2 protein-coding genes are annotated in these 608 nt (G+C 62.0%); both read right to left on the bottom strand.

Annotated features, from left to right (window positions below):
- Positions 1 to 178: DUF1413 domain-containing protein (locus MD273_RS19185; protein WP_353050347.1), on the bottom strand; the 178-nt coding region annotated here is incomplete at its 3' end.
- Between the two features lies 1 nt (position 179).
- A partial coding sequence (locus tag MD273_RS18650) for a LysE family translocator (RefSeq protein ID WP_239039271.1) occupies positions 180 to 608 on the bottom strand: 429 nt, incomplete at its 5' end.

The raw sequence follows: 608 nt of genomic DNA, 5'->3' as shown, positions 1-608 counted from the left end.
CGGTGTCTTCGATGCCGGGGAATTTGCCCTTGCGCACGGCATTCAGGAATTCCCGGCCGATCTTCACCTTGTCGCCGATATAGAGGCGGTTCCAACCTTCGCCATAGAGCGTCGGAAAGTGAAATTCGCCAGGCTCGAGCGCCAGCAGTCGGTTTGCGATTTCGTCTTCATTCAGCATGTCAGAAACGCGTCGTCAGCAGCTTGAAGCCGGCAAAGGCGAAGAAGGCGGCCATGACGCCCTCGATGCCGCGGCGGGCCCGGCGATAGCCGCGCACGACGAGGCTTGAGGAGAACAGCACGGCAAGGCCATTGAAGGTCAAGAAGCCGATGACGAGCGCGCCGGCGATGAAGACCGCGATCACCTGCGGATCGGCTCCGGCCGGCAGACCGATGGAAACCAGCGACACCCACGCGAAGATCGCCTTCGGATTGGTGAGATGGATCAGCAGCCCGCGGCGGTAGCTTGTCGCAAGACTGGCCGATGCGGAAACGGCGGTTTCCAGCACCTCCGTCCGCATCGCGCTGCGGAAGCTCTTCCAGGCAAGGAAGAGGAGATAGAGGCCGCCCAGGCATTTGAGCACCACGAGGCCGTAAGCCAGCTTCGTCAC

This window comes from Marinobacter sp. C7, assembly GCF_022343555.1.
Lineage (GTDB): Bacteria > Pseudomonadota > Gammaproteobacteria > Pseudomonadales > Oleiphilaceae > Marinobacter.
The sequence above is the reverse complement of the archived record's forward strand: the minus strand, read 5'-3'. Positions and strand labels throughout refer to the sequence as shown.